19 protein-coding genes are annotated in these 22,995 nt (G+C 62.0%); 9 read left to right on the forward strand and 10 right to left on the reverse strand.

All coding sequences use genetic code 11. The features are described from left to right. The first annotated feature begins 46 nt into the window (after positions 1–46). The 4 genes from DXT74_RS00750 (at position 47) to DXT74_RS00765 (ending at position 4,318) form a co-directional block, all read left to right on the forward strand. Positions 47–1,456: a HAMP domain-containing sensor histidine kinase gene (locus DXT74_RS00750; protein WP_194427094.1), complete on the forward strand. Its 1,410-nt coding sequence runs from the start codon at positions 47–49 to the stop codon at positions 1,454–1,456. Beyond that, positions 1,453–1,983, forward strand: coding sequence for a hypothetical protein (locus tag DXT74_RS00755; RefSeq protein WP_191186268.1), 531 nt, complete (start codon positions 1,453–1,455; stop codon positions 1,981–1,983). Before DXT74_RS00750 ends, DXT74_RS00755 begins: the two co-directional genes overlap by 4 nt. After that, positions 1,980–3,329: a sigma 54-interacting transcriptional regulator gene (locus DXT74_RS00760; protein ID WP_194427095.1), complete on the forward strand. Its 1,350-nt coding sequence runs from the start codon at positions 1,980–1,982 to the stop codon at positions 3,327–3,329. Before DXT74_RS00755 ends, DXT74_RS00760 begins: the two co-directional genes overlap by 4 nt. A gap of 302 nt (positions 3,330–3,631) precedes the next feature. Beyond that, positions 3,632–4,318, forward strand: coding sequence for a BON domain-containing protein (locus tag DXT74_RS00765; protein ID WP_194427096.1), 687 nt, complete (start codon positions 3,632–3,634; stop codon positions 4,316–4,318). 432 nt (positions 4,319–4,750) lie between these two features. Here the strand turns inward: DXT74_RS00765 and ruvA are convergent, their stop codons facing one another. From ruvA to amgK, 4 genes are read right to left on the reverse strand one after another with little or no spacing between them, the layout of a single operon-like run. Beyond that, positions 4,751–5,344 carry a Holliday junction branch migration protein RuvA gene (ruvA, locus tag DXT74_RS00770; RefSeq protein WP_019100526.1) on the reverse strand — a complete coding sequence of 198 codons (594 nt, stop codon included), beginning with the start codon at positions 5,342–5,344 and terminating at the stop codon, positions 4,751–4,753. Positions 5,345–5,382: 38 nt separating this feature from the next. Further along, positions 5,383–5,934, reverse strand: coding sequence for a crossover junction endodeoxyribonuclease RuvC (ruvC, locus tag DXT74_RS00775; protein ID WP_194427097.1), 552 nt, complete (start codon positions 5,932–5,934; stop codon positions 5,383–5,385). A 4-nt stretch (positions 5,935–5,938) separates the two neighbouring features. After that, positions 5,939–6,646 carry an N-acetylmuramate alpha-1-phosphate uridylyltransferase MurU gene (gene murU / locus DXT74_RS00780; RefSeq protein WP_196783806.1) on the reverse strand — a complete coding sequence of 236 codons (708 nt, stop codon included), beginning with the start codon at positions 6,644–6,646 and terminating at the stop codon, positions 5,939–5,941. Positions 6,647–6,648: 2 nt separating this feature from the next. After that, positions 6,649–7,680 carry an N-acetylmuramate/N-acetylglucosamine kinase AmgK gene (gene amgK, locus DXT74_RS00785; RefSeq protein WP_194427098.1) on the reverse strand — a complete coding sequence of 344 codons (1,032 nt, stop codon included), beginning with the start codon at positions 7,678–7,680 and terminating at the stop codon, positions 6,649–6,651. Positions 7,681–7,754: 74 nt separating this feature from the next. Here amgK and DXT74_RS00790 point away from each other — a divergent pair, with 74 nt between their 5' ends. The 3 genes from DXT74_RS00790 to pdxA are packed head-to-tail and all read left to right on the forward strand — an operon-like array spanning position 7,755 to position 12,310. Further along, on the forward strand, positions 7,755–10,028 hold the full coding sequence (locus tag DXT74_RS00790) for an LPS-assembly protein LptD (RefSeq protein ID WP_194427099.1): 2,274 nt from the start codon (positions 7,755–7,757) through the stop codon (positions 10,026–10,028). A gap of 9 nt (positions 10,029–10,037) precedes the next feature. Next, on the forward strand, positions 10,038–11,327 hold the full coding sequence (locus DXT74_RS00795) for a peptidylprolyl isomerase (protein ID WP_194427100.1): 1,290 nt from the start codon (positions 10,038–10,040) through the stop codon (positions 11,325–11,327). Between the two features lie 2 nt (positions 11,328–11,329). Continuing rightward, positions 11,330–12,310 (forward strand): 4-hydroxythreonine-4-phosphate dehydrogenase PdxA, encoded by a 981-nt coding sequence (gene pdxA / locus DXT74_RS00800; protein ID WP_194427101.1) that lies wholly within the window; start codon positions 11,330–11,332, stop codon positions 12,308–12,310. 1 nt (position 12,311) lies between these two features. Here pdxA and DXT74_RS00805 read toward each other — a convergent pair whose 3' ends face one another. From DXT74_RS00805 to DXT74_RS00815, 3 genes are read right to left on the reverse strand one after another with little or no spacing between them, the layout of a single operon-like run. Next, the gene (locus tag DXT74_RS00805) at positions 12,312–12,818 is read right to left on the reverse strand and encodes a TPM domain-containing protein (RefSeq protein WP_081555045.1); all 507 of its coding nucleotides are present in this window, start codon (positions 12,816–12,818) and stop codon (positions 12,312–12,314) included. Further along, the gene (locus tag DXT74_RS00810; RefSeq protein WP_194427102.1) at positions 12,818–13,663 is read right to left on the reverse strand and encodes a YgcG family protein; all 846 of its coding nucleotides are present in this window, start codon (positions 13,661–13,663) and stop codon (positions 12,818–12,820) included. The genes DXT74_RS00805 and DXT74_RS00810 overlap by 1 nt, the downstream gene beginning before the upstream one ends. 1 nt (position 13,664) lies before the next feature. Further along, the gene (locus DXT74_RS00815; protein WP_085951887.1) at positions 13,665–14,267 is read right to left on the reverse strand and encodes a LemA family protein; all 603 of its coding nucleotides are present in this window, start codon (positions 14,265–14,267) and stop codon (positions 13,665–13,667) included. 306 nt (positions 14,268–14,573) lie between these two features. Between DXT74_RS00815 and DXT74_RS00820 the strand changes: the two genes are divergently transcribed. Together DXT74_RS00820 and DXT74_RS00825 are read left to right on the forward strand one after the other, a co-directional pair. Next, the gene (locus DXT74_RS00820; protein ID WP_194427103.1) at positions 14,574–18,425 is read left to right on the forward strand and encodes a DUF3683 domain-containing protein; all 3,852 of its coding nucleotides are present in this window, start codon (positions 14,574–14,576) and stop codon (positions 18,423–18,425) included. Positions 18,426–18,440: 15 nt separating this feature from the next. After that, complete coding sequence (locus DXT74_RS00825) at positions 18,441–18,989, forward strand: cysteine hydrolase family protein (RefSeq protein ID WP_194427104.1); 549 nt, start codon at positions 18,441–18,443, stop codon at positions 18,987–18,989. 51 nt (positions 18,990–19,040) lie between these two features. Here the strand turns inward: DXT74_RS00825 and DXT74_RS00830 are convergent, their stop codons facing one another. From DXT74_RS00830 to DXT74_RS00840, 3 genes are all read right to left on the reverse strand, one after another. Then, the gene (locus DXT74_RS00830) at positions 19,041–20,651 is read right to left on the reverse strand and encodes a glycosyl hydrolase family 18 protein (RefSeq protein WP_114153648.1); all 1,611 of its coding nucleotides are present in this window, start codon (positions 20,649–20,651) and stop codon (positions 19,041–19,043) included. A gap of 520 nt (positions 20,652–21,171) precedes the next feature. Continuing rightward, positions 21,172–21,429, reverse strand: a complete 258-nt coding sequence (locus DXT74_RS00835; RefSeq protein WP_043592314.1) for a hypothetical protein — start codon at positions 21,427–21,429, stop codon at positions 21,172–21,174. A gap of 133 nt (positions 21,430–21,562) precedes the next feature. Further along, the gene (locus tag DXT74_RS00840) at positions 21,563–22,861 is read right to left on the reverse strand and encodes a hemolysin family protein (protein ID WP_019100585.1); all 1,299 of its coding nucleotides are present in this window, start codon (positions 22,859–22,861) and stop codon (positions 21,563–21,565) included. Positions 22,862–22,995: the final 134 nt, after the last annotated feature.

The raw sequence follows: 22,995 nt of genomic DNA on the forward strand, positions 1-22,995 counted from the left end.
CCCTTAGCCGCGGGCTAACGCCCGCGGCGACGCCGCCGACCCCATCATGCTTCGTTTCATTTCTTTCCGCAGCCTGCTGCTGGCCAGCTTTCTGATCGTCGCCGTCGTGCCCTCGGCTGTGCTGATCCAGCTGCGCAACGAGTTGGGACACGCCGCCTCCACGCTGCGCTCGCACCAGGAACAAGCCAAGGAGTGGCTGGACGCCAACCGCGTATCGCGCGAACAATCCATTCAATTCGAACGCGCCACCCGCCAGGCCCAGATCCTGAAAGACCGCACGCTGGCCAAAACCGCCGCCGGCGCCTGGCAGGAGATCGAACTGGCGCAACGCAAGTTGCAACGCGGCGACGACGACGAGTTGACGCTAAGCGCCCGGGCCATTCTGGCGATCCAGCCGCAGCTTCAAGCCCTGCCCGCGCCCGCAGGCGCGCAACGCGACCGTTTGTTCCGCCAGCTGGACCTGCACCTGACGGCGCAGGGCCAGTTGATCAACCGCCAACTGGAACAGAGCCAGCGTCAATGGCAGGATTCAATCACCGAGATGCGCCGCACCGCCGACCGTCTAGCCTGGCTGTCGCTAGCCTCCGCGCTGGCGCTGGCGCTGGCGATGACCTTGTTGATCAGTTGGCCGCTACGTAAGCTGCAAGCCAAGATCGCGCGGATGAGCGATGGCGCGCGGCTTCAGGACTGGCGCCAGTCCGGCCCCGCCGACCTGCAGCGACTGGCCCGCGAGCTGGCCCAACTGGACCGCCGGCTGGCGGCGCTGGAAGAACAGAAAGGCCGTTTCTTCCGTCAGGCCTCTCATGAGCTGAAAACCCCGCTGGCCGCCATCCATGAGGCCGCCGCGCTATTGCGTGAAGAAGTGATAGGACGGCTATCTGCCCAACAACAGGAAATCGTGGCCATCCTGCAAAACAATGCGCAGACCCTGCGCCAACGCGTGGAAGCCTTATTGCGCTATGATGCCGGCCAATGGCTGTCCGAGACGCTAACCGTGGAAACCTTCGATCTGCCAGCGCTGATTACGGAACGGTTGCAGGTCTGTCGTCCTCTACTGCAAGCCAAACGTCTCGCCGCCGAAGTCCAGGGCGACGCGGAGCGGGTCAACGGCGACCGCTCTAAAGTAGAGACCATCCTGGACAACCTATTAATCAACGCCATTCGCCACAGCCCCGCCGGCAGCGCCTTGAACATCCGCCACGGCCGCGATGGCGGCGGCGTCTGGCTGGAAATCAGCGATCAAGGCCCCGGTGTGCCGGAAGCCTATCGAGAAAAGATTTTCGAGCCTTTCTGGAGCGGTTCGCCGCCGCCGGACGAATTGCCCGGCACCGGGCTGGGCCTGGCGATGGCGCGCGGTTTCGCCCAATTGATGCGAGGCGAACTAACGCTGGAACCCACGCCCCAGAACGGCGCCTGCTTCCGCCTTCAGTGGCCGGAACCGGAGAACAAGACATGAAGACACTTTGCCTTTTGACCCTCAACACACGACGGCTGCTCTGGCTTTGCAGCCTGCTGGTCCTGAGCGCCTGCGCTCATCAGCGTCAGCCGGCCGCCGCGCCGGCCGCGCCCATCATCCGTTGTCCGGACGCCAATCAAGTCCTGCTGCTGCTGAACCAGACGCGGGAAATCCAGGCCCTGTCCCTGACCGGACGGGAAAGCTGCGGCAGCAGCCGCTTGCTGTCTCTGCTCCAACAAGCGCAAACGGCGGAGAACCGAGCCGATACGCAAAAAATACTGACTCAGTTGGAGAGCCTGCTTGCCAAGACCGACAACCTGGACCCGGCCAGCCTAGGTCTTGCGCGGCTGCAGCTCCAACAGTTTCAAGAACGGCGCAAGCTGGCGGAAGCGCTGGAGCGGCAACAGGCGCAGAACCGCGACCTGCAGAAACGCTACGACGATCTAAGCGGCAAGCTCAACGCCCTGCGCGAAGTCGAACGCGAACTCCAGCTGAAGCCCAGCAAAACCAAAGGAGGCCAGCCATGAGCGCCATCGCCCGCATCGTCTTGGTCGACGACGATCCCGACCTATTGCGCTTGCTCGGACTGCGGCTCGGCGCCGCCGGCTACGAGGTTGAGACGCTAAACAGCGCCGAGGCGGCGCTAAACGCGCTAGCGGCTCGCCGCGCCGACTTATTGCTGACGGACTGGCGCCTGCCCGGCATGGACGGCTTGGAGCTATTTGAACAAGTCCGCCAGCGCTACCCTGCGATGCCGGTGATTTTACTGACCGCCCACGGCACGGTGCCGGACGCAGTGGAGGCTGTCAGCCGCGGCGTGTTCGGCTACCTGGTCAAACCCTTCGACGGCAAGGCGCTGCTGGACAAGGTGGCCCAGGGCTTGTCGCTGGCGGGCCCTGGCCGCCCCGTCGACCAAGCCGCGGCCGACTGGCGCTCTGGTCTGGTCAGCCGCAGTCCGGCGATGGAGGAACTGCTGGCCGAGGCCCGCATGGTCGCAGCCACCGGCGCCAGCGTGCTCCTGCGCGGCGAAAGCGGCACCGGCAAGGAAGTGCTGGCCAAAGCCATTCACCTGGCCAGCCCGCGCGCGGGCCAAGCTTTCATCGCGGTCAACTGCGGAGCGATTCCGGACAATCTGCTGGAAAGCGAGCTGTTCGGTCATGAAAAAGGCTCGTTCACCGGCGCCAACGCGCGCCAGACCGGCCTGATCCAACAGGCGGACGGCGGCACCCTATTCCTGGACGAGATTGGCGACATGCCGCCACCTCTGCAGGTCAAATTGCTGCGCGTGCTGCAGGAACGCGAAGTGCGTCCGGTCGGCGCGACCCGGGCGACCCCGGTGGATATCCGTCTGGTATCGGCCACGCATCGCGAGTTGGAAGCGCTGATCCAGGAAGGCAGCTTCCGAGAGGACTTGTTCTACCGCCTGAACGTGGTGTCGCTGCGCCTGCCGCCGCTGGCCGAACGCCGCGAAGACATCCCTCTGCTAGCCGCGCATTTCCTGGAAAAAATCGCCACCCGCTATCAGAAAGCCGTCAGCGGTTTCGCCGCCGACGCGCTGGAATACCTGAGCGCCGCGCCTTGGCCGGGCAATATCCGGCAATTGGCCAATGTGGTAGAACAATGCTGCGTGCTGACCACCGGCTCTCTGGTGACGCTGGCGCAAGTACAGAAAGCCGTCGCCAGCGAAGAAAGCGCGATCCCAACGCTGGCGGAAGCCAAGCGACAATTTGAACGCGACTACCTAGAACGCTTGCTGCGGCTGACCGGAGGCAATGTCAGCGACGCCGCGCGACTGGCTGACCGCAACCGCACCGAGTTTTATCGCTTGCTGCAAAAACACGAACTGACGCCCGCCGCCTTCAAGCTGGAATAAGCGTGGCGACGCGACAGGCGTGATAAAAAATGAAGCGCCGCCAACGCCTGTCGCCAATCGGCGACAGGTAAAATCACAGCGAAATCAAAGCTCTACCCTTTTCCCCCTCCACCCTGTCGCCAAACAGCGACAGAATAGCCGCATCCTGCAAGCCAACTCCAGCCACAAAAAACACAAGACCTTGAAAAATAAGAAGAAATCAAAGCTGGCACGCCTTTTGCCATAGGGAGAGCGCAAATGATCGAAGCGCGACAGACTCAAGCGCAAGCGATGTGACTCACTCTCTCAAAAAGGTTAATCCCATGAAGAAATCCACTCTTGCCATTGCTCTGATGACTTCCCTGTTCACCGGCGCCAGCTGGGCGGCTCAAGACGCCAGCGCCCCGGTCGAGCAGGCTCAACGCGCCACCGCAACCAAAGGCGACGCCAGCGCTCCCGCCGAGCAAGCCCAGCGCGCTACCGCAGCCAAAGGCGACGCCAGCGCTCCCGCCGAGCAAGCCCAACGCGCCACCGCAGCCAAAGGCGACGCCAGCGCCCCGGCCGAGCAAGCCCAGCGCGCTACCGCAGCCAAAGGCGACGCCAGCGCCCCGGCCGAGCAAGCCCAGCGCGCTACCGCAGCCAAAGGCGACGCCAGCGCTCCCGCCGAGCAAGCCCAACGCGCCACCGCAGCCAAAGGCGACGCCAGCGCCCCGGCCGAGCAAGCCCAACGCGCCACCGCGGCCAAAGGCGACGCCAGCGCTGCTGAAGCTTTTATCGCCGAAGCTACGCCAAGCGCAGCCACCGGTCTGAACCAGGCGGTTCAGGAAGCCGTCGCCAAAGCCGCGGCTCAGGTTGGCGCCAATATCCAGACCAGCGTGAAAGCAGGCGAAGTCACCCTGAATGGCACCGCACCCAGCGAAGAAGCGCTGCGCCGCGTAGCTGAAGAAGCCTCCCGCGTGCCGGGCGTGACCTCGGTGCGCACCAACGTCACTCTCAAAGCCGCTGGCTAATTCTGCTTTCATTCATCGGCGCGCAACCCGCCTGGCTCGCTTGCCCTGACCTGTCGCGCCGATACTCGCTTTACCCGGAGTCGTCCCAAGGAACACACGCATGTGTGCCCGCCTCCATTCGCCGCCCTTCTGGGCGGCTTTTTTTATGCGAGGCCAACGCACACCGCGGTCCCTCTTAGAGCCACTAGCAAAACCTCGCAGTCCACCTGAGCCAAGGCGCGCCGACGCAGGCAGTACCAGTCGTACGACAAGGAGGCGCAACGCAGGATCAGGGGTTTTGTTCGCGGGTCTTAAACCTGTTCAAAGTCTGCTGCGCGTCGGCGATACGGCGTTGAAAACCAGCTCAAAATGCTCATGTGCCACGAGTACATTCCGCGTTTTCGCTCGTTTTCGCGCTGTCTCGCTCTTGCTCGCGAGATCGTAAACAGGTTCTTAAAACTTCATCAGGCTCTTCAAGGCAAGACGCACGCCCTCGCTCACCGTCACGTCAGCCGGCAAGCCCTTGGTGGCGGCGGCTGCCTCCTTCTCGTTGTAACCCAGCGCCAACAAGGCGTTGACGATGTCGCCCTTCTCATCCGGCGTGGCGGCGAAAGCCAGGCCTCCCGGGGCGGTCAGATTGCTGCCGGTGGCCAATTTGCCGCGCAACTCCAGCACCAGGCGTTCCGCGGTTTTCTTGCCGATGCCCGGCACCGCGGACAGGCGTTTGATATCCTCGCTGGCCACCGCCACCGCCAAGTCGTCGGTAGTCATGCCGGAGAGGATCGCCAGGGCGATCTTGGCGCCGATGCCGGTTACCTTCACCAATTGCCGGAAGGTCTGTCTATCCTCCTTGCTGGCGAAGCCGAACAGCAGGTGGGCGTCTTCTCTTACCACCAGGTGGGTGAACAGCGTGGTTTTTTGACCCAGAGCCGGCAGTTGGTAAAAAGTGGTCATCGGCACATCGATTTCATAGCCGACTCCGTTGACGTCCAGCACCACTTGCGGAGGGAGTTTTTCGATGAGGTTGCCGCTCAGGCGTCCAATCATGTTCGGGTTCTTTCTTCAAACGATTACAGGCACGCCGGCTACACCAGCCGGCCGCCTCGAATTTTCAGGCCGCTTTGCGCCAGCTGGCCTAAGGCTCCGGCGCTGAGGTTGGCGTGCGCCAAGGCCACCGCCAACGCATCGGCGGCATCGGCCTGGGGAGTGCCGGACAAATTCAGCATACGCACCACCATGTGTTGCACCTGCTCCTTGGCGGCCTTGCCGTGACCTGCGACGGACTGTTTGACCTGCAGCGCGGTATATTCCGCCACCGGCAAATCTCTCAACACCAGCGCAGTAATGCAGGCTCCGCGCGCTTGACCCAACATCAGCGTGGCAGCGGGATTAACGTTGACGAACACTTGCTCTACCGCCGCCGCCTGCGGCCGGTAGGTATCGATCACGCCGAACAAGCCGTCGACGATCACGCGTATGCGTTCACTCAAGGGCGCGCCCTGCGGCGTGCGGATGCAGCCGGAGGCCACGTAATGGCGCTGCTGCCCCAGCAAATCGATCACCCCGAAGCCGGTAATGCGACTGCCGGGATCGATGCCGAGAATACGACGCGCGCCGGGAAGAGACGGAGCCGACATTGCCTCAACCCAGACCGGCGCGCAATTGCGCATCCAACTGCTGCAATTGCTGCGGCGTGCCTACATTGTGCCAGACGCCGTTGAAGTACTCGCCGCTGGCCCGCCCCGCCGCGATCGCTGCATCGTAGAACGGGCGCATCGGCGCGAAACGGCCCGCGGGAAGCCCGGAAAACATACGGGTATCGTAAAGACCGATGCTGGAGAAAGTCAGTTTGCGCTCACCGTCGGCTCGCAAGCCCCCATCCGGTGCCAGCGCGAAATCGCCACCGGCGTGGAAGTCCGGATTATCGGTCATCACCAGGTACATTCCCGGCTCTTCCCGCCGCTCCAGCGCGTCCAGCCGCGGCAGCAGGCAGGCATAGTCATAATCGGTGTAGATATCCGCCGCCACGCACAGAAAGGCGCGCTCTCTGCCTTCTCGCAATATCGGCAAGGCTTTGGCGATGCCGCCGGCGGTCTCTAATGGCTCGCCCTCGGCGGAGTAAGCGATACGCGCGCCAAAGCGGCCGCCGTCGCCCAGTTCCCGTTCAATCTGCGCCCCAAGCCAGGCGTGATTGATCACGATATCGGCGAACCCCGCAGCCACCAGGCGTTCGATCTGCCAAACAATCAAGGGCTTGCCGCCCACGGCCAACAAGGGCTTCGGCGCATGGTCGGTCAGCGGCCGCATCCGCTCGCCGCGGCCGGCGGCCAGAATCATGGCTTTAGGCATGCTCACCCCTTGTAACTCATTACCGGATAGGCCGACTGCAGTTCTTCGTCGGTCTGATCCTTGCCCACCAACTGCAGCAGCAATTGATAGAACGGCGCCAGTTCCTGGTAACGACGAGTGGTGCGTTTCAGATATTTGATGAAACGCGGAATCTCCGCGCGATACTTGTCCTTGCCGTCTCGATGGAACAAACGCGAGAAGATGCCAGTCACTTTCAAGTGGCGCTGCACCCCCATCCACTCGAAATCACGATAGAAAACATCGAACTCCGCCGGCACCGGCAGGCCGGCGGCGCGCGCCTTTTCCCAATAGCGGATCGCGATATCGAGCACAAAAGGCTCTTCCCATTCTATAAAGGCGTCGCGCAACAGGCTGACGATGTCATAGCTAACAGGGCCGTACACCGCGTCTTGGAAATCCAACACCCCGGGCTTCCCTGGGGTCAGCATCAGATTGCGCACAATGAAATCCCGATGCACAAACACCTTGGATTGGGCCAGCAACACCGGCAGCAAGGCCTTGACCCCAGCGTCCCACAACTGACGCTGGGCAACATTCAACGGTCGTCCCAATTCTTTGGCACAGAACCATTCCGGAAACAGATTCAACTCGCGTGTCAGCAGCGCTTCGTCGTATTCCGGCAACACCCCCGGCTGGCTGGCGGATTGGATCTCCACCAAGGTATCCAGCGCCTCCAGCAGCAGATGGCGCTGCACCTGCTCGCGCCCATCATGCTCCAAGGCCGCCAGATAGGTCACCCGGCCCAGGTCCTCCAGCAATAACAGACCTTGTTCGCGATCACGGGCCAGCAGCTTGGGAACATTGACCATGGCGAAAACATCGAGCACTTGCACATAGGCGTCGGTGCTCATTTTTTCCGGCGGCGCATCCATCACGATGCAACTCGCGCCATCCGGCCAGGTCGCACGAAAGTAGCGCCGGAAGTCGGCATCCGCGGCGGCGAATTCGAGCCCGATGTCCTGCCCCGGGTACAAATCCGCCAGCCATTTTTTGATGAGTTCCTGTCTATGCATGTCGCTTCGTCTTGGTGCTGATAGAATTGGCTGATTTTATACTGCCCCGCCGCCCCTTAGATATGGCTTTGTGCATGCCCAGAATCAAACCCAATCCGCTAGCCTTGGCGCTGGCGGCCGCGTTTTCACTGCAGCCGGCGCTGGCCTTGGCCGATGAAGACGCCCCGATCGCCCTGCCCACCCCGCCCAAGGCCGAAGGCCAGACGCACGTCACCGCCGACGATATGGACGGCGAGATGAATGTGGAGCTGAAGGCCCGCGGCAACGTGGTGGTCACTCGCGACGACCAGAAGCTGGAGTCCGACTGGCTGGACTATTACCAGAACAAGGACCGAGTCAAGGCCGGCGACCGCTTCAAGATGACGCGCGGAGTCGATGTGGTGACCGGCACCACGCTGGATTACAACGTGGCCAACTACAGCGGCACCGGCATGGACCCGGTATTCGCCATGGGGAAACCCGCACCCGCCGCCAAAGGCGCGCCTGCCAGCGCCCGCCCCATGAGCACGGTGCCAATGCGCGGCGACGGCCAGCAAGTGGACTTCCGCGGCCAGAACCAGTACCGGGTCTACAACAGCCGCATCAATAGCTGCGAACCCGGCGACGATTCCTGGTATTTGAACTCCTCGCTGCTGGATCTGGACTATGTCAACGGCGTCGGCACCGCCCGCAACGCGCGGCTGAATTTCTACGGCGTGCCCATCCTGTACACGCCGTGGATGGATTTTCCGCTCAACGGCAACCGCAAAAGCGGTTTCCTGCCGCCCACCTTCAAGACCGGCAGCAACGGTACTGAAGTGGCGCTGCCTTATTACTGGAATATCGCGCCCAACTACGACGCGACCATCACTCCGCATTTCAACGACAAGCACGGCACCATGCTGGGCGCGGAGTTCCGCTACCTGCAGCCCAATTACTCCGGCTCGATCTACACTGAGCAACTGCCCAAGGACAAGGTCACCGATAAAAACCGCTACGCTTGGTATGCAAGCCATAACCAGACCTTGGCCCCGGGTCTGACTTTCGGCTACACCGCCAACTACGTCTCGGACCCCAACTACTTCAAGGATTTCGGCGACCGACTCAGCATCGCCACCAACGTCAACCTGGTACGAGAAGCCTGGCTCAGCTACGGTTTCGGCTGGCAGGGCGGTTCGGCCAACGCCACCTTGCGCGCGCAGCGCTACCAGACGCTGCTGGAGAACCCCGCTCCCGGCGACATTCCCTATGCGCGATTGCCTCAGCTGATTTTCAACGCCAGCCAGAAACTGCCGCAAGGTTTCAGCGCCAACCTGCAGAGCGAGTTGACCCGCTTCTCCCACCCGACATTGCAAAACGGCGACCGCCTGGTCGCTTATCCCAGCCTCACCTGGAGCCTGGACAAAAGCTGGGGCTTTATACGACCCAAGATCGGCATGCATCTGACTGAATACCAGTTGGATGCGCTGCCTGGGCAGCAAAGCCGCTCGGTGTCACGCAGCCTGCCCATCTTCAGCACCGACGCCGGCCTCTACTTCGACCGCGATACCGAGTTCCTGGGACAGGATCACCTGCTGACGCTGGAGCCGCGACTGTTCTACGTCAATATCCCGACGCGCAACCAAAACAATCTGCCCAACTTCGACACCTCGGAGAATGATTTCAACTTTGCGCAGTTGTTCACCGAGAACCGCTTTTCCGGATCTGACCGCATCAATGGCGCCAATCAGCTGACCACCGCGCTGACCAGCCGCCTGATCAATCAGGAAAACGGTCTGGAACGGCTCCGGCTGACCGTGGGCAAGCGTTACTATTTTAACCAAGACGACATCTCTCTGGCCGGTGTGCCGCAGCAGCGCACCGTCAGCGGCTCCAATCTCTTGCTGGGCGCCAGCGGCGATCTGGCCCAGGGCTGGCGGCTGGACAGCTCCTACGAGTGGAATGAGGCGCTGAAAACCACCGAACGCTACAACGCCCAGCTGCGCTACAACCCGGCGCCCGGCAAAGTGCTCAGCGCGCGCTATCGCTATGGCCGCTACGAACAACAGGACAACTCCTCCCTGTACGGTCCCTTGCGCCAAGTCGACATCGGCGCGCAATGGCCGATCGCCAAGAAATGGTATGCGCTGGGCCGCTACAATTACTCGCTGGCCGACCGCAAGCCGCTGGAACAACTGGCCGGATTCGAGTACAACGACGGTTGCTGGTCGGCGCGGCTGGTCGGCCAGCGCTATGTCAGCGACCTGACCACCACCAAGAACGCCATTTATTTCCAGCTGGAATTCAAGGGACTTGGCGGCTTCGGCAACAATCCGCTCAACACGCTGAAGCTGGCGATTCCCGGCTATAGCAAGACTAACGATTTATAAGCGATGATCATGAAACAGACTCTGCTCGCCCTGCTGCTAGCCGGCGCCCTGCAAGGCGCCATCGCCGCTCCCGCAACCCCGGTCAAAGAAGTGGACCGCATCGTTGCAGTGGTCAACAAGAATGTGATCACCTGGCTGGACCTGCAAACCCGCGTCGACGAGGCCATCAAGCAGCTTCAGGCTCAGAAAGTCACGCCGCCAGCGCGCGCCGTGCTGGAAAAGCAAATGCTGGAACAGATGATCACCGAGGAGGTTCAACTGCAGTACGCCGCCAGCGGCGGCCTGCGCATAGACGACGCCGCCGTGGATCAGGCGGTGGCCAATCTGGCCAAGCAGAACAAGATGGACGTTGCCGGCCTGAAAGCCCAATTGGCCAAGGAAGGCCTAGCCTTCGACAAGCTGCGCGCCGAAGTCCGAAAAGAACTGACCATCGCTCGCTTGCGTGACAGCGAGGTCGCCGCCAAGGTCAACGTCAACGAAACCGAAGTCGACCAAGTGCTGAAAAGCGCACAGAGCGGAAACCGCGCCGAATACCACCTGGCCAGCATCCTGGTCAATGTTCCCGAACGCGCCGACGCCAAGCAGATCGACACCCTGTCGAAGAAAGCCGAAAAAGCGCTGGCGGAGCTGGAGGCGGGACAGTCCTTCGCCAAAGTATCGGCCAGCTACTCCGATGCGCCCAATGCGCTGAAGGGCGGGGACATGGGCTGGCGCAGCGCAGTGTCGCTGCCGGTTGAATTCGTGCAGATGCTGGAACAACTGAAAACCGGCCAGCACACCAATGTGATCCGCACCCAGCAAGGCTTCTTCATCTTCCAACTGCAGGACAAGCGCGACAGCGGCGCGCCGATGATGGTGGAGCAATATCATGTGCGCCACATTCTGATCCGCACCAACGAAGCGGTGTCGGCCAGCGACGCCAAAACTCGCATCGAACAAGTGCGTGATCGCATCCAGCGCGGCGCCAAGTTCGCCGACATGGCCAAGCTCTACTCCGAAGACGGCAGCAACGCCAAAGGCGGCGATCTGGGCTGGGTCAATCTGGGCGACTTGGTGCCGGATTTTGAAAGCGCGATGACGCAATTGCCCATCGGCCAACTGTCGCAAGCGGTGCGCACCCCCTTCGGCTGGCATTTGATCCTGGTGGAAGGCAAGCGCAATCAGGACGTGTCCGGCGACCGCGAGCGACTGGCGGTCAAACAGCAGATCCGTTCCCGCAAGATCGAACAAGCGTACGCCGACTGGGTGCGCCAGCTGCGCGATTCGGCCTTCGTCGAAGAACGGCTGGACGAGAAGTAAGCATGGACGTCCCCGTATTGGCCGTCACCACCGGCGAACCCGCCGGCGTAGGCCCTGACTTGGCGCTGAGGCTGACGGAAGCCGGAACCGGCTCGCGTTGCGTGCTGATCGGCGACAAGGCCATGCTGGCCGCGCGTGCGCGTCAGCTTGGCCTCTCGCTTACGCTGCATGATTACGCGCCCGGCGCTCCCGCCCCCAAACAGGGACTGGAAGTTTGCGATGTGCCGCTGGCGGCCGCCGCCGTCCCCGGACAACTGGACCCGGCCAATGCCGGCTATGTGCTGGCGACGCTGGACCGCGCCATAGACGGCTGCTTGGCCGGAGAATTCGCCGCCATGGTCACCGCGCCGGTGCACAAGGGCGTGATCAACGATGGCGGCGTCGCCTTCTCCGGCCATACCGAATACCTGGCCGAACGCACGCGGACTTCCAAAGTAGTGATGATGCTGGCCGGTGGCGGCATGCGCGTGGCGCTGGCCACGACTCACCTGCCGCTGCGCGATGTCTCTGACGCCATCACGACGGACAATCTGGAACAAGTCATCCGCATCCTGTTCGCGGACCTGCGCGCCAAGTTCGGCATCGCCGCGCCGCGAGTGCTGGTGGCGGGCTTGAATCCGCACGCGGGCGAAAGCGGTCATCTGGGGCGCGAGGAAATCGAAATCATCGAACCCTTGCTCACTCGGCTGCGCGGCGAGGACATGGACCTGATCGGGCCCCTGCCCGCCGATACCCTGTTCAATCCGGACAAACTGCGGCATTGCGACGCGGTGCTGGCGATGTATCACGACCAAGGCTTGCCGGTGCTCAAGCACGCCAGCTTCGGAGCCGGCATTAATATCACGCTGGGCCTGCCCATCATCCGCACCTCCGTCGACCACGGCACCGCGCTGGACCTGGCCGGCAGCGGCCGCGCACATCCCGGCAGCTTGTTCGAAGCCGTGCAGCTGGCGACACAGCTCGCCGTCACCACCGCCAGCTGACTCAGCGGACGATCACCTCGTCCGGCAGCTCGTTGACGCCGGGTCCATGCCGGCGCGGCGCATGCTCGATCAATAAGGCGTGTATGCGCCGCAAGCCTGCTTCCAGGCCGGCCACCCGCTGGCGCTCCGCCATTGCGCGGCTGACTTCGGCGCAAATGTCCTCCCAAGCCTGGGGCGGTACCCGCCGATCAATGCCACGGTCGGCGATGATTTCAATGCGACGCTCCGCCAGCAACACGTACACCAACACGCCGGTGTTTTCCTCGGTGTCCCATACCCGCAACAGACCAAACCACTCCAACGCCCGTTCGCGCGCGCTCATGCCGCGCCAGGCGTCTCGCCAGTCCAGCGCCGACTCCACCACAAAGCGCAGTTGGCCCGCATGCTCGCGCTCCGAAGCCGCGATCCCCTGCTGCAAGCGCGCCAATTCCGAAGCGGGAAACCGCCGCCGCGCCAACCAACCGGTGCTGGCCAAGTGACGCAGCGCTCTACTCCATGATTTCCACATCACCAATCTCCCGAAGCGCCGCCGCCGCCAAAACCCCCTCCGCCGCCGGACCAGCCGCCGCCTCCGCGGCTGCCTCCAGATCCGCCTCCCCAACCGCCGCCTCCTCCGCCACCGAACGAGACGCCATGGGAACCGATCACCAGGCAAAGCAGCGCCGCCACCGCGCCGGCCAGCAAGGCGAACATGACGCCGGCGCCCAACAGCAAGGCAGCGACAATGCCCAAACAGCCCATGATGAAGCTGCCGATCAGCCGTCCGAACAGACGGCTAACCACGCCGGCGCCGAACAAGACCGCGAACGCCAACGCCGGCCAGCTATCCTCCCAACCCTGCTGCTGGGTCTGAGCCGGCGGCGACGGCAGCTTCTCCCCGTCTATCAGGCCCTCCAGCTGTGCAATCGCCGCCTGTATGCCCTGGAAGCGCAGTCCCTGTTTAAACAACGGACGCAGCGTATCCTGCAGGATGCGCTTGGCGTAAATATCCGGAATCGCGCCCTCCAGGCCGCGCCCCACCAGCAGTTGGCTCTTGCGCTGGTCCGCAACGATCAGCAACAACACCCCGTCGTCTATTCCCTTACGGCCCAGCTTCCAGGCATCCATCACCCGGGTGCCGTAATCAAACGGCGTCTCCGGCTCCACCGACGGCACGATCAACACCGCCAGCTGGCTGCCCTTGCGCTGATGAAACGTCAGCAATTGCTGTTCCAATTGCCCTCGCTCGTCCACCGATAAGAAGCCGGCAAGGTCCACCACGGGAGAACTGGGCGGCGGCACCGCCAGCTCCGCTCGCGCCAACTGCGCGCATAGCAGCAACGCGAAGCCCAAGCAACGCCATAGCGCCGTCATCTTATTTGCTCGCCTCCGGCTCGCCGAAGTTGACCTGAGGCGCGGCGGAGATGGCCTTCTCATTCTCCACCGTGAAATTAGGCCGGGTTTTCAGGCTGAACATCATCGCGGTCAAATTATTGGGAAAGGTGCGCACCGTGCTGTTGTACGCCTGCACCGAATCGATATAGCGCTTGCGCGCCAGCGCAATGCGGTTTTCGGTGCCCTCCAGTTGCGCCTGCAGATCGCGGAAGGATTGATCCGCCTTCAGCTGCGGGTAGTTCTCCGACACCACCAGCAAGCGTGACAGCGCCGAACCCAGCTGATTCTGCGCCGCGGCAAAGTCATTGAGCTTTTTTTCGTCCGTCGCCATCGATGGATCCACCTGGATGCTGCCCACCCGCGCCCGAGCGGCGGTCACCTGGGTCAACACGTCTTTTTCATGCTTGGCGTAGCCTTGCACCGTCTTGACCAGATTGGGGATCAGGTCCGCGCGTCGCTGGTATTGATTGATGACTTCGGACCAGGCCGCGTTGGCCGCCTCGTCCTGAGTCTGCATCGCGTTGTAGCCGCAGCCGCTCAGCGACGCCGCCAGCAGCAAGGCCATAGCCCACTTCTTCCACATCATCACATTCTCCATTCCCGTCGTGGCCGCGCCATCCCGATCAGCGCGGCGCGTTCAAGCCTCAGTTTACCCATAAAAAGCATAAAATCAGCAGCTTTCGCCCTGTAAATGGAATAGCGCACACCATTCCGTCCCCAGCGCGGCCAAGCCGCCGAGATGGGCCCGCTCTGTCTTGCCCAACAATATACAATCCGCCCCAATATCTTGAAGTAAAGAAGGAAATCCCTAGTGAATGCGGGTTTTTCGCAACGCAACAATTGGGCTACACTGGTGGACGTTTTTCCAATAATGACAGCTGCACGGACAATGACCACCACCACCCAAGCCCGTGTGCGGGAGATCCCGTACAACTACACCTCGTATTCCGACCGCGAGATTTTCATCCGCCTGCTGGGCGCGCCGATGTGGAAACTGCTGGAGGAGCTGCGCGCCGAACGCAAGACCGGCCGCTCCGCCCGCATGCTGTTCGAGGTCTTGGGCGATATCTGGGTGGTAGACCGCAATCCCTATCTGGTCGACGATCTGCTGGACAACCCCAAGCGGCTGGCGGCCTTGGTGGACGCGATGCGCCACCGGCTGGCCGAGGTGGAAAAGCGCCGCGAGGGCAACGACAAGGTGGGCAAAATGCTGACGGCGGCGCGCGCCGCCGTCGAGCGCTTCGCGGAACAGTTCGAAGACACCCGCGAGCTGCGCGCCAAAATTCTCAAGAAGCTGTCCCGGCTCACCCGCCGCGACAACATCCAGTTCGACGGCCTGTCGCGGGTCGCCCACGTCACCGATGCGACGGACTGGCGAGTCGAATATCCGTTTGTAGTGCTGAGCCCGGACAGCGAGGCTGAAATCGCGCCGCTGGTGCGCGCCTGTATTGAGCTGGGCCTCACCATCATCCCCCGCGGCGGCGGCACCGGTTACACCGGCGGCGCGGTGCCGCTGGACCGCATGAGCGCAGTGATCAATACCGAGAAGCTGGACCGCCACCTCGGCGTCGAACAGATCGAGCTGCCCGGCCTGGACGGCCCCCGCGCCACCATACAGTGCGGCGCCGGCGTGGTCACCGCCCGCGTCGCCGAGGCCGCGGCGGCGGCCGGCCTGGTATTCGCGGTGGACCCCACCTCGGCGGAGGCCTCCTGTATCGGCGGCAATATCGCAATGAACGCCGGCGGCAAGAAAGCAGTGCTGTGGGGCACCACGCTGGACAACCTCGCCAGCTGGAAGATGGTGGACGCGGACGGCCAATGGCAATTCATTGAACGCCTGGGCCACAACTACGGCAAGATCCACGATGTCGACGTCGCCCGCTTCCGCATCAGCCAGCTCAAGGATGACGGTCGCACCGTCGTATCCAGCCGTCAGCTGGACATTCCCGGCAGCGCCTTCCGCAAAGTGGGCCTGGGCAAAGACGTTACTGACAAATTCCTGGCCGGCCTGCCCGGCGTGCAAAAAGAAGGCTGCGACGGCATCATCACCAGCGCGCGCTTCGTGCTGCACCGCATGCCCAAGCATATTCGCACCGTCTGCCTCGAATTCTTCGGCACCGTGGCCGAAGCCACGCCGGCCATCGTCGAAATCACCGATTTGTTCAAGCCCGGCGGCGCCGCGCTGGCCGCCGGCGTGCAGCTGGCCGGCCTCGAACATCTGGACTGGCGCTATGTGCGCGCGGTGTCCTATGTGACCAAGGCCAAAAGCAAGGGCCGGCCCAAGATGGTGTTGATTGCGGACCTCGTATCGGACCACGAGGATGCGGTGGCGGAAGCCGCCAGCCAAGTGGTGCGGCTGGCCAATGCGCGCCACGGCGAGGGCTTCATCGCCATTACCCCGGAATCGCGCAAGCGCTTCTGGCTGGACCGCAGCCGCACCGCAGCCATCGCCAAGCACACCAACGCCTTCAAGATCAACGAAGACGTGGTGATTCCGCTGCCGCGGCTGGGCGACTACAGCGACGGCATCGAGCGCATCAACATCGAATTGTCGATCCAGAACAAGCTGCGCCTGCTCGACACCCTGACCGAGTATTTCCACGGCCGGCTGCCAGTGGACAAGCTGGACACCAATCTGCCGTCTGAAGAGCTGATCGGCGACCGCCGCGCCTCGGCGCTGTCCCAGCTCGCCATCACTCGCGACCGCTGGCAGTGGCTGTTGGAACACCTTGACCGTCCCTTCCACGAATACCGCGAACGCTGGCCGCACGCGCCGCTGGAGGACGCCACCGCCGCTCCGGACACCGTATTTCACGCGTTGCGCGATCTGGTCGTGCGCGTCAGCTGGAAGCGCGAAATGCAGGCGGAACTGGAACAACTGTTCTCCGGCAACACCGACGGTCCCATTCTGGCCGCCATCCGCGCCATCCAGCAAAAAGTGCTGCGCAGCCGCGTCTTCGTCGCCCTGCACATGCACGCCGGCGACGGCAACGTCCACACCAACCTGCCAGTCAATTCCGACGACTACGAGATGCTGCAAACCGCGCACAAGGCGGTGGAACGCATCATGGCGCTGGCGCGCGCGCTGGGCGGCGTGATTTCCGGCGAGCACGGCATCGGCATCACCAAGCTGGAATTCCTCAGCGAGGAGGAAATCGCCCCCTTCCGCGCCTACAAACAGCAAGTGGACCCCAGCGGTCACTTCAACCGCGGGAAACTGCTGCCCGGCGCCGACCTCGCCATGGCCTATACCCCGTCGTTCTCCCTGCTGGGCGCGGAATCGCTGATTCTGGAACAGTCCGACATCGGCGCCATCAGCGACTCGATCAAGGACTGCCTGCGCTGCGGCAAGTGCAAACCAGTGTGCTCCACCCATGTGCCCCGCGCCAATCTGCTGTATTCGCCGCGCAACAAGATACTCGGCGTCGGCCTGCTGACCGAGGCCTTCCTCTACGAGGAACAGACCCGCCGCGGCGTCAGCCTCAAGCACTTCGAGGAACTGTCCGACGTGGCCGACCATTGCACGGTCTGCCATCGTTGCGTCAAACCTTGCCCGGTCAAGATCGACTTCGGCGATGTTTCGGTGGCCATGCGCAACTTCCTGCGCAAGACCGGCAACAAGAGCTTCAACCCCGGCACCGCCGTCGGCATGGCCTTTCTTACCGCCAAGGATCCGGCCACCATCAAGGCGCTGCGCACAGGCTTGGTCGGCATCGCCTACAAAGCCCAACGACTGGGCAACGCGGTGGGCAAACGCCTGGGGCTGATAGGCTCCCAGACCCGGCAACCTCCGGCCACCGTCGGCAAGGCTCCGGTCAAGGAGCAGGTGATCCACTTCATCAACAAACCCATGCCCGGCGGCCTGCCCAAGAAAACCGCGCGCGCGCTGCTGGACGTGGAAGACGCCAGCATCGTGCCCATCATCCGCAACCCCAAGCTCTCGGAAGACGCTGAAGCGGTGTTCTACTTCCCCGGCTGCGGTTCGGAGCGCTTGTTCAGCCAGGTCGGCCTCGCCACCCAGGCCATGCTGTGGCATGTCGGCGCGCAAACAGTGCTGCCGCCCGGCTATCTGTGCTGCGGCTATCCTCAGACCAGCGCCGGCTATCAGGACAAGGGCGACGCCATCACCACGGAGAACCGGGTGCTGTTCCACCGCGTGGCCACCACGCTGAATTATCTGGACATCAAAACCGTGGTGGTCAGCTGCGGCACCTGCTACGACCAGTTATCGCAATACCGCTTCGAGGACATCTTCCCCGGCTGCCGCATCATCGACATCCATGAATACCTGATGGAAAAAGGCGTCAAGCTGGACGGCGTCGGCGGTCAGCAGTACCTGTATCACGATCCCTGTCATACACCTATGAAGGCCTATCAGCCGATGAAGGTGGTCAATGAACTGCTGGGCGGCGGCGTGGCCCTTTCGGACCGCTGCTGCGGGGAATCCGGTACCTTCGCCGCCAGCCGGCCGGACATCGCCACCCAGGTGCGCTCGCGCAAGGAAGAGGAAATCAACAAGAATCTGCAAACCCTGACCGGCGGCGCCAAACCGGCCCAACCGGTGAAGATCCTGACCTCCTGCCCGTCCTGCCTGCAAGGTCTGTCGCGCTATAGCCCGGATACCGGCACCGAGGCCGACTATATTGTGGTGGAAATCGCCAAGCATGTGCTGGGCCCGGATTGGTTGAAACAGTACGTGGAGCAAGCGCGCGATGGCGGCATCGAACGCGTGCTGCTGTAAGCGAGGAAGCAGACCATGGGCAATAAAGCGCTGATCGTCATCGATGTTCAGTACGGTCAGATCGAAGGCAGGCCTCGCGCCGGCCGCGCCGACGCCGTGCTGGCCAACCTCAACCACGCCATCGCGCTGGCGCGCCGCCAAGACATGCCGGTGATCTTCATCCAGCATGACAGCGGCCCCGGCAGCGATCTGGCGCGCGACAGCGAGGCCTGGCAGCTGCACCCGGCGCTGGCGCGGCTGGACGACGACGTTGTGGTTCACAAGCGATTCAGCGACAGCTTCCAGCGCACCACTCTGAGCGAGCTGCTGCGCGGCAGCGATGTCGACGAACTCTGGCTGGCCGGCTCCGCCACCGAATTTTGCGTGGACAGCACACTGCGCTCGGCCATGTCGCAGGAGTACACCGTCACGCTGATCGCCGACGCCCACACCTGCAAACCGCGGCCGGGGCTGAGCGCGGAACAGGTCATCGATCACTTCAACTGGGTGTGGTCAAATCTGGACGAAACACCCAAGCCCTTGCGGGTGCGCGAGATCGCCGAACTGGAAAAGAGCGCGGCTTAAACAAAAAAACCGCCGGGCATGCCCGGCGGCGTCTCTATGGCGGCTGCCGGCTTACTTCAGCGGCGATGCGGCCGAGGTCTTGGCCGCCGCCTTCTTCTTGGCCGCGGCGGCATCCTGACGCACTTCGCTGGTGGTCTTCAGCAAGGAGCCCTGGGCGTCGTCGCCATCCAAGGACCAGCTAAACACCCCGCCCAGCTGTTGCTGACGCACATAGTCGAGCTTGGTGCGGATGGTGGCCGGGTCGTCATAGCTCCAGAACTCGTTGCCATCGTAAGTCCACAGCTGCTTGCTCACCGGATGCACAAACTGCTTGGCGGAGCGGGTTTTCAGCACTTTGTAGTCCTCAATGCCGGCTTCGTAAGTGCCTTTGCCCGCGCCGGTGGCCACCTGGTACAAGCCATCGCCCTTGGGTCCGGCCGCCACGCCGGCCCAGCCGCGTCCATAGAACGGGATGCCCACGTTCAGCTTGGCCTTGGGCACGCCGGCCTTGACCAAGGTTTGGATCGAGTCGTCCACATTGTAGTAAACGCGATCTCCGGTCACCGGAGCGGCCGGATCGCGGAACAGATTGGACTGGAAGTTGGTCGGCCCTTTTGCGTCCCAGCCGCCGTTGAAGTCGTAGGTCATCACATTGATCCAGTCCATGTAGGCCGCGTACTTGGCCGGCTCGGTCTGGCGGATTTTATCGACACCGGAGCCAATGGCCGCGGTCAGGTAGTATCGACGCTTGTTCTGCGAGGTCAAGGCATCCAACTGGCTGCGGAATTCCGCCATCAGCAAGGTGAAGTTCTGCTTGTCGTTGGGGTCCACGCTATTGCTCGGCAGACCGCCGCCGCCCGGGTATTCCCAGTCGATATCGATGCCGTCGAACACCCCCTTGGCCGCTCCGGCGCCGCCGGCGTTCTCGCCCACCGGCAAATTGCCTTTCAGGTACAGGTCGATGCAGGACGCCACCATGGCCTTGCGGCCGGCGTCGGTGGCGGCGAATTTGCCGAAATTCTTAGACCAGGTCCAGCCTCCCAGCGAAATCAGCACTTTCAGCGAGGGGTTGGCCAGCTTCAACTTGCGCAATTGGTTGAAGTTGCCGCGCAACGGGTCGCTCCAGGTGTCGGCCTTGCCGTCCACCGACTCGTTGGCGCCGAAGGACTTCTGGTAATCGGCCCAAGCGTCGCCGCCGTCGCCGTTGCCGTTCTCCGCGCGAGTCACCATGCCGCATTTGCCGTCGGCGTAGACATTGCCGAAAGCGTAGTTCAGGAAGGTCAGCTTCTTGTCGCCGCCTGCGTCCACCAGATTGCGCAGCTTGTAATTACGGCCGTAAATGCTCCATTGCGCAAAATAGGAACCAACATGGCGGCCCACCGTCGGCGTCGGCTCGGGCGGCACGCCCGTGCCCGGCCCAGGACCGGGGTCGCCGCCGCCCGGGGTGCATTCGCTAGCCGGCCTCTCCTCCCACGGTCCCCATTGATCCGCGCCCGGCTGATTGTTCTGCGTCCACCACTTGGCGCGCCAGGTTTTGTTGGCGTACAAGGCGTAATCGCCGCCGTTATAGGTCTGCGCATTGCTCCACGCGCTGCAAGCCGGCGCGGCGAACGCCGCCGCGCTGCTCAACAACAAGCCAGCCCCTCCAAACAGCGCCGACAACGTCAACGAAAGTTTCGACATTCGGACCTCCCTCAATTCTGTCAGTGATCACGGCAGCGTCATGCTGTCCCCGCTGCAGCACCGCAAGCCGGCGTTTTAGTTCGGACATGTGGTATTACAGTGGTATCAGATTCGAGCAATCACTCCACGACTGCCAACCCAAATTTCACCAACCTGTCCTTAATAACAGTTAAAACAGGTCAAAATGATTGCCTTACGTTGACACTGATGCGGCGGGTGCACAAAAAGTGACAAAAAATCATAATTTCGTTGATTTGATGGAATTTATCGCAAATAAAGCGGAAAAAAGGACGTAAAAAACGCAGTTGGAGAGGGCTGTTTCCTCAGAAAGAAAACAAGCCAAGCGTAGCAGGGTTGCCTGTTGGCAATTGGAGACAAAACTTCACAGAACAAGCAGAGACTTCACAAAGCCATGCCACTACAAAACCATTACATTTTTAATCACACCCTAAACCAGCCAGCCAACAATACAAAAAGGAGGCCGTAGCCTCCTTTCGATACCCTGCCTGTAGCCGCAGAATCAAGCCGCTTTTTTCACATGCGCTTTTTTGTGGTGATGCTTCTTGGCATGCTTCTTGGCTGCTTGGGCTTTTTGCGCGGCCGGAGCGGAAGCCGCTTTCTTGGCGTGCTTCTTGTGATGGTGCTTCTTGGCGTGATGCTTCTTGGCATGCGCCGGAGCGGCAGCCTTGGCGGCCGGAGCGGAAGCGTCGGCGGCGAAGGAGGCAGCGGAAGTCAGGCCGAGTACGGAAGCCAGAATCAGTGCGGCGATTTTTTTCATGGTGTTTCTCCAAATCTGCGACTTAGCGGTTGTCAGGGCACCGTCCTGGTGCATCCTTGTATTCATCATATGCAAGCCGACTCACCGCAGTCTGTGAGGCCTGTGTTAAATCATGTAACCGATCGTACAAAGCTCAAGTTTGCGCCGGCTCCTTGCTGGCCACCCGCGTGACCAGAATCTGATCGATCTTGTGGTTGTCGATGTCCACCACCTCGAACTTGTAACCTGCGTATTGCACGCAATCGGTGCGCCGCGGAATCTTGCGCAGCATATACATCATGAAACCCGCCACCGTCTCGTAGTTCTGATCGTCGGGCAATTCGTCGATCTCCAATACCCGCAGCACATCCTCCACAGGCGTGATGCCGTCCACCAGCCAGGAGTTCTCGTCGCGCTTGACGATCTGTTCCTCCTGCCCCTGCCCCACCAGGTCACCCATCACCGTGGACATCACATCGTTAAGGGTAATCAGACCCACCACAAAACCATATTCATTCAGAATGACGGCGAAGTCCTCTCGGGTGCCCTTGAATTGATCCAAGGATTCCGACAAGGTCAGGGAATCCGGAATCATCAGCACCGTTTTCAACAAACCGGGCTCCTTCAAGGAGATGGCGCGCCCGGCCAACACCCGCCGCAGCAAGTCCTTGGAGTCAACGTAGCCCACCACATTGTCGATGCCGTTGTCGCAGACCAGAAACTTGGAATGCGGCTGCTCGGCCACTTTCGACTTAATACTCTCCTCTCCCTCGTCCAGGGTGAAGTAGATGATGCTCTCGCGCGGCGTCATCGACGACGGCACCAGCCGGCTTTCCAGTTCGAATACGTTTTCAATCACTTGATGTTCTTGCCGATGCAGCACGCCGGCTTCAGCGCCGGCGTCCATCATCGCCGAAATATCGTCGCTGGTGATTTCGTCGCGCGGGCTGGTGGGCATGCCCGCCAAACGCAGCAATACGCCGGACATTTCATTGAACAACCACACCAGCGGCTTGAACAGCAGCACCATGAACAGCATCGGCCGCACAATGCGAACCGCCACAGACTCCGCCGCCACCATGCCCACGCGCTTGGGCGTCAAGTCGGCGAAGAGGATGAATAGGCTGGTCACCAGCAGGAAGGAAGCCAGAAAACCCAGGCTCTGCGCCAGTTCGGGGGACAAGAAAAAACCCAGCACCCGGGCGAAGAAAGGCGTGAACGCCGCCTCGCCGACAATACCACCGAGAATAGCCACCGCATTGACGCCAATCTGCACCACGGTGAAAAAATGGCCCGGATGCTCCTGCAAAGCCAAGACCTTCCCGGCGTTGTCGTTGCCCTCGTCCAACATTTGACGCAAACGGATCTTGCGCGAGGCCGCCAGCGATATCTCCGACACTGAGAAAAAAGCGCTGGCCAGGATCAGCGCCAGAATAATCATCATATCCGTCATCAAGCTCTCCATTTTTGCCCGCCGCAGCGCCTGAACACCGCACAGGCGACGGCATACGGCAGAAGGCATGATAAATAGTTCAAATCATAATTTCCGTAATGATAGCAGCGAACCGGGGTTTAGCCGAAGCTCGC

Origin of the sequence: Chromobacterium sp. Rain0013, from assembly GCF_015291765.1 — a bacterium.
Taxonomy (GTDB): Bacteria; Pseudomonadota; Gammaproteobacteria; order Burkholderiales; family Chromobacteriaceae; genus Chromobacterium; species Chromobacterium haemolyticum.